The organism is Sphingomonas sp., from assembly GCF_019746015.1.
Lineage (GTDB): Bacteria > Pseudomonadota > Alphaproteobacteria > Sphingomonadales > Sphingomonadaceae > Sphingomonas.
The window spans coordinates 1-5,776 of the sequence record NZ_JAIESM010000078.1 but is presented as its reverse complement, the minus strand read 5'-3'; the positions used below and the strand labels follow the sequence as shown (position 1 = coordinate 5,776).

The following is a 5,776-nucleotide window of genomic DNA, read 5'->3' as shown; positions in this document are numbered from 1 at the left end:
CCGCCCCTCCACCATGCTGCGCATGGTCCCCCTCCCCAAGCGAGCTTGGGGAGGAATTTTCGGGCCAGCCGAGCGTCGCGAACGGCCACAGCGCGGAGGAGAACCAGGTGTCGAGGACGTCCTCGTCCTGCGTCAGCATGACCCCGGCGCCAGCCTGAGCCTGTGCAGCCTCGGCCGTTTCAGCAACGAAGATACGGCCATCTTCTGCAAACCACGCCGGAATCCGGTGCCCCCACCACAGTTGGCGGCTCACGCACCAGGGCTGGATATTCTCCATCCAGTTGAAGAAGGTCTTCTCCCACGTCTTCGGCACGATCTTGATCGCGCCCGATCGCACCGCCTCGATCGCGGGTTTCGCGAGCGTTGCCGCATCGACATACCATTGGTCGGTCAGCCAGGGTTCGATCACCACGCCCGAACGGTCGCCGAACGGGGTCTGGATCGTGCGCGGTTCGGCGTCGTGTTCGGCGCCCTCCTTGTCGAGATGCGGGACGAGGAAGCCATGCTCCTTCATCCACGCGACCGCCATTTCGCGCGCGCCGGGGACGCCGTCGGTCTTGAAGCGCGGCAGGCCGATGAACTCCGTGGGGACCAGACCATCGACGGTCTGGATCACCTGTGCCTTCGCGTCGAACATGTTGAGCATGTCGCGCGCCTCGATCCCGGCGCGCTTTGCCACCTCGAAGTCGTTGAAGTCATGGCCCGGGGTGATCTTCACCACGCCGCTGCCCAGCGCCGGGTCGGCATGCTCGTCGGCGACGATGCGCAGCCGCCGGCCGGTGATCGGCTGGATGACGTGCCGGTCGATCACGCTCTGGTAGCGCGGGTCTTCCGGGTTCACCGCCACCAGCATGTCGGCCAGCATCGTCTCCGGCCGGGTCGTCGCCACCACCAGATGGTCGGCGCCGTCGGGCAAAGTCACCCCGTCGGCCAGCGGATAGCGGAAGTGCCAGAAATGGCCCTTCACCTCGCGCGTTTCGACCTCCAGGTCCGAAATCGCGGTGCCCAGGCCCGGGTCCCAGTTGACCAGCCTTTTGTCGCGATAGAGCAGACCCTGATAATAGAGATCGACGAACACCTTCAGCACCGCCTTGCTGAAGCCTTCGTCCATCGTGAAGCGCTCGTTGGCCCAATCCATCGAGCAGCCCAGCCGGCGCAGCTGGCGGGTGATCGCGCCGCCGCTCTCGGCCTTCCACTGCCACACCTTGTCGACAAACTGCTCGCGCGAATAGTTGGTGCGCTTGTCCTGCCGCTCCGCCAGCTGCCGTTCGACCACCATCTGGGTGGCGATGCCGGCATGGTCGGTGCCGACCACCCACAGCGCGTCCTTGCCGGTCAGCCGGGCATGGCGGACGAGAATGTCCTGCAGGGTATTGTCCAGCGCATGGCCGATATGCAGGCTGCCGGTCACATTGGGCGGCGGGTTGACGATGGTCCAAGGCTCCGCACCCGGGCGGTCAGGGCGGAACAGGCCCTTATCTTCCCAATGGGCGTACCAGCGGGTTTCGATTTCGGCGGGATCAAAGGTTTTGGGCAGCTCGGTCATCCGGCCCGTCTAGCGGGCAGCGGCGCGCCTCGCCACCCCCCAGCCGTTACCGGCCCTGGGTAATCCGCTCGACTTCGCGGGCAACCATTGCTTCCACGATGGCGGGCAGGTTCGCGTCCAGCCAGTCACGCAGCATCGGGCGGAGCATCTCGCGCACCAGCCCCTCCAGCGTGCCGTCGCTGCCGCCCTCGGGCTTCACCACCAGCCGCGACAGATGGTCCAGCGCCCCGCGCGAGGCGGCCAGCGTCTGCGGCGAGGCGATGGGCGGCGCATCTTCGCCATCGGCGGGGGCAGCGGCCACGGCAGCAGCCACCGGGGCAGCCGCAGCGGGAGCCGCCGGTGCCGGCATCGGCTCGCTCAGCTCCAGAATTTCCGTGGGCGCGGCGGGCGGCGGCGCGGCGGCGGCACGTGGGGGCGGCGGCGCAGGCACGGCCTTGCGCGCGGCGGCATCACCCTCTTCGGCGATGATCCGCTTGATCGATGAAAGAATGTCTTCCATCGACGGCTCCGCGCTCAAATCCGCCATGCGCATCCCTCGCACAATCGATCCGCCCTATCGACTTAACCCCATCTTTACCTGTGCGAATCGGGCGGTTGTGTCAATTGCCGGGGCCGGCTGCGGCCGGCGACCTCGTAACTTTCGCGTCCTGCGCAGGCGTGTTGGAGGTGGTCGGCGCTACCGGCTTGGGGCTTCGTTCACCCGCCCAATCCGAGATATTGTTACGCACACGACGATAGTTGATGACAGGATCGTAGAGCGGCATGTCACCATCCAGGCCCAGATCCTTGGCCTCGGCATGGCCCATCGCCGCCAGCACCGCAAAGCCCGCGACATAGGCGTCGCGCCGCGCCGTCACCAAAGTGACCTGCGAGTTCAGCAGTTCCTGCTCGGCGTTCAGCACTTCGATGACGGTGCGGTTGCCCACGCCATTTTCGGCCCGCACCCCTTCCAGCGAGAGTTTGTTGGCGTTGACGGCGGCGGTCGCCGACTCGATGACTTCCAGCGCACCGCGATAAAAGGCAAAGGCCGAGCGCACCTGCGCCACCACCCCACGCTCGCTGTCGGTCAGCTGTTCCTGCGCCACGCCCTCGCGCGCCTGCGCCTGGCGGATGCGTGCCGCCGGCTGTCCGCCCTGATAGAGCGGGATGGTCAGCTGCAGGCCGCCCTGGGCGTTGATGCCGGATTGCGGAATGTTCGCCCCGAACGGCGAGCTGAGCGACCCCAGATAGTTGAAATAGCCGCTGTTCACGAATGCGCCCAGCTGCGGCAGGCGCGCGGCGCGGGCGACGCGCACGTCATATTTGGTGGCGTCCACATTCTTGCGCGCGGCCTGCAGCGTAGGGCTGTCCTGCAGGGCGATCTGCACCGCGCTGTCGGGGTCGCGCGGCAGGCCGGGCAGCGGCGGCGGCGGCTCCAGGTCACCCGGGGGTGAGCCGATCACGCGGATATAGGTTTCACGGCTGGCGATCAGCCGCGCCTGCGCCTGTTGCAGCTGGCTTTGCGCCAGCGACAGCCGCGCTTCGGACTGTGCCACGTCGGTGCGGGTCAGGTCGCCCACCTGAAACCGGTCGCGCGAGGCCTGAAGATTCACTTCCAGCACGCGGATATTCTGTTCGTTGAGGGCAACCACCGCCTGGTCGCGGATCACGTCCATATAGGCGCCGACCGTGTTGGTGAACAAATCGGCCTCGGTTCCGCGCAGCGTGGCGCGGCCGGCGAGCACCCGGTCCTCGGCGGCCTTGATCGAATTCTTCACCTGCCCGCCGCTATACAGCGGCACGGTGGCCTGACCGTTCGACTGCAACGCGCGCTGCGGCACGACGAACGCGTTGTTCGCGTTCTGGAACAGCTCGGCATAGTTGGTCTGCAGCGAGATGTTGGGCAGCGCCGATGAGCGCGCGATCGGCACGCCTTCGTCGGTCGCGCGCAGATTGGCGCGCTGCGCCTCCAGCGTCGGGTTGGTCTTGTACGCCTTGATCAGCGCCTCGCGCAGCGTCTCGGCACTCGCCGGGGCGGCAACCGGGCCAAGCGCCAGGCCGGCCAGCAAAATCTTTCTGATGCGCACCGGCAAAACCCCTTCCGACATTAGAATGTAAACGCCTTCGGCCGCGCGAAGCCGGGCAGCACCGCGGCCTCCAGATCGGCAAAATCATTCAGGCCGAACCCGCCGGCCGTGCGCCGCCCCAGGCATAGCCGGGTGACGCCGCGATCGACGATACCGCTGGCCAGCCGGCCACCCACCGCCAGTTGATCGACCAGCGCAGGCGGCACGTCTTCCACCGCGCCGTCGATATAGATCAGGTCATAGGGCGCGCCGGCCGCATGGCCCTCGGCCAGCGGTGCCTCGACCAGCGTAATCTCTGCCTGGTCGCCCAGCGCCGCCCGGGCCAGCGCGACAAGCGCTGCATCGCTTTCGAGCGCAACCACCTTCACCCCGATCGCGGCCAGCAACGCGGCGGCATAGCCACCCGCCGCACCCACCACCAGCGCACGCTCGCCAGCGCGGGGCGCGGCCATCGTCAACAGCCGGCCGGTCGCAATCGGCGGATTGGCAACGCGCCCTCCCCCCAGCGGCAGCGCCGCATCGATATAGGCAACCGGGGTCAGCGCTGGCGGCAGGAAGCGCTCACGCGCCACCATGCCCATTGCGTCGAGCACGCCTGCATCCGTCACCGCATTGGGGCGCAGCTGGCTGACCACCATCGCCTGGCGCTGTGCGGCAAACTGATCTGAACCGGGCAGTTGAACCATCATTCACCCCTTTGGCATAACTGTGTTAGTTATGCAATACGCTTTCCGTGTCGAGCCGCTTGTATCGTGCCGAACCGGTGTCGCCAAGCGGGGACGGCGCCAATGTTGCCGACCGGTGGTTGACAGCAGCGCGAAGCCGCCGCATTGGGCACATCCCTTCGGCCCGATGGCGGAGTGGTGACGCAGCGGACTGCAAATCCGTGCACGCCGGTTCGATTCCGGCTCGGGCCTCCACCCCTTTTTTCCTGCTTGCCTTGTTCCCTTGCGCCGTGCGCGTTGGTGGGCCCGGCAGGATTCGAACCCGCAACCTGGCCGTTATGAGCGGCTGGCTCTACCATTGAGCTACAGGCCCCGCGCCCCGGTTAGTGGGCGCGCACCCGATGGGCAAGGGGTTGCGCCCTCAACCGGTGGCGTCGATCAGCGCCTCCAGACCGATCGGCTTAACCCCGGCCCGCGCGAGCAGCGCCAGCATCGCATCCCACCAGCGCCAGAACCGGGCGAGGTCTGCGGCGTCGCGGACATAGGGCGTGTGCCCGGGCGCGAGCGAGGGCGAGTGAAAGGCGAAGTTCAGCACCCGCACCCCCTCGCCCAGCGCGACACGCACGGCCTCCAGCGCGTCGTTCGCGGGCATCTGTTCGGGCGTCAGTGCCACCCGCTGGAGCAGGCCGGCACGCGCGAAAAGCCCCCGGCCGCGCGGCAACCGCCCGAGCGCGGGATAGAGCCACGGCCCCGCCCCGCGCCAGGCGCCGGTATAGGCCGTGGTCAGCGGCAGCTCGATCAGCGCGCCGCCGGGGCCGCAGCGATAGGCCTGGGGGCCGACAGCGGTAAAATCCGGCCCGCCATCGCCGCGATAATCATAGCGCGCGCGCACCGAGCTATCGAGCCGATAGCCCCGCGCGGCAAGCAGGGCGAGCGTCTGCGGGCCGATGCCATAGCGCCCGGCGCGATAGGCGCGCGGGGGCCGGCCGAACGCCTGCGTGAGCGCTGCCGTCAGCGTGTCGAGCTTGGCCGCTTCCAGCGCCGGCGCCAGATTGCCGGCATAGCTGTGGTGCGCATCGAGCGGTTCGTCGAACGGCGGGGTGACCCAGGCGTGAAGCTGCGCGCCGATGGTCGACACGCCATCCGCCACCGCGCCGCGCAGCACGTCCACCGCGCGCGGATCGGCCACCACGGGGTAATCGACCATATAGGCCAGCGGCACGCCCATCGCGGCGAAGCGGGCATGCGCTTCCGGAATCGCGGCGATGGCGCTCGTCCCGTGCCGGTCGCGCGTGAACGGGCCGGTCCAGTCGAATTCCTCCTCGGTATCGACGAACACGGTGAAGCGCGTGCCCAGCGCATCGGGCCAAGCGACAAGCGCCTCCGCAGCGGGCGCGGGCACGGCATAGCCCCCAGGCTCGGTTCGCCCCACGGTCAGTTGATCGACGCTTGCCCCATCGGTTCAGCAAAGGCGGCGGGCAGGCGCAAAGTCAAGCGCG

Annotated in this window: 5 protein-coding genes and 2 tRNA genes; 1 reads left to right on the top strand and 6 read right to left on the bottom strand. The window is 68.1% G+C overall.

What is annotated here, in order from left to right; translation table 11 throughout:
• From K2Y03_RS11240 to K2Y03_RS11225, 4 genes are all read right to left on the bottom strand, one after another.
• Positions 1-1,546, bottom strand: a 1,546-nt coding sequence (locus tag K2Y03_RS11240; RefSeq protein WP_294090786.1) for a valine--tRNA ligase, incomplete at its 3' end; no start/stop codon positions are given.
• 46 nt (positions 1,547-1,592) lie between these two features.
• The gene (locus tag K2Y03_RS11235) at positions 1,593-2,072 is read right to left on the bottom strand and encodes a DUF2497 domain-containing protein (RefSeq protein ID WP_294090785.1); all 480 of its coding nucleotides are present in this window, start codon (positions 2,070-2,072) and stop codon (positions 1,593-1,595) included.
• 73 nt (positions 2,073-2,145) lie between these two features.
• A complete protein-coding gene (locus tag K2Y03_RS11230; protein WP_294090784.1) occupies positions 2,146-3,633 on the bottom strand; it encodes a TolC family outer membrane protein in 1,488 nt (495 codons plus the stop codon).
• Positions 3,633-4,301, bottom strand: a complete 669-nt coding sequence (locus K2Y03_RS11225) for a protein-L-isoaspartate O-methyltransferase (protein WP_294090783.1) — start codon at positions 4,299-4,301, stop codon at positions 3,633-3,635. Before K2Y03_RS11225 ends, K2Y03_RS11230 begins: the two co-directional genes overlap by 1 nt.
• A 157-nt stretch (positions 4,302-4,458) precedes the next feature.
• Here K2Y03_RS11225 and K2Y03_RS11220 point away from each other — a divergent pair.
• Positions 4,459-4,532: transfer RNA gene (locus K2Y03_RS11220), tRNA-Cys, on the top strand.
• Between the two features lie 43 nt (positions 4,533-4,575).
• On the opposite strand, the gene K2Y03_RS11215 is transcribed toward K2Y03_RS11220, so the two are convergent.
• Both K2Y03_RS11215 and K2Y03_RS11210 read right to left on the bottom strand, forming a co-directional pair.
• Positions 4,576-4,650, bottom strand: a tRNA-Ile gene (locus K2Y03_RS11215).
• A 48-nt stretch (positions 4,651-4,698) separates the two neighbouring features.
• Positions 4,699-5,679 carry a polysaccharide deacetylase family protein gene (locus tag K2Y03_RS11210; protein ID WP_294090782.1) on the bottom strand — a complete coding sequence of 327 codons (981 nt, stop codon included), beginning with the start codon at positions 5,677-5,679 and terminating at the stop codon, positions 4,699-4,701.
• Positions 5,680-5,776 lie beyond the last annotated feature (97 nt).

Coding starts and splice junctions, on each gene's coding strand:
- K2Y03_RS11235 (WP_294090785.1), bottom strand. CDS start 2,072: ATGGCGGATTTGAGCGCGGAGCCGTCGATGGAAGACATTCTTTCATCG.
- K2Y03_RS11230 (WP_294090784.1), bottom strand. CDS start 3,633: ATGTCGGAAGGGGTTTTGCCGGTGCGCATCAGAAAGATTTTGCTGGCC.
- K2Y03_RS11225 (WP_294090783.1), bottom strand. CDS start 4,301: ATGATGGTTCAACTGCCCGGTTCAGATCAGTTTGCCGCACAGCGCCAG.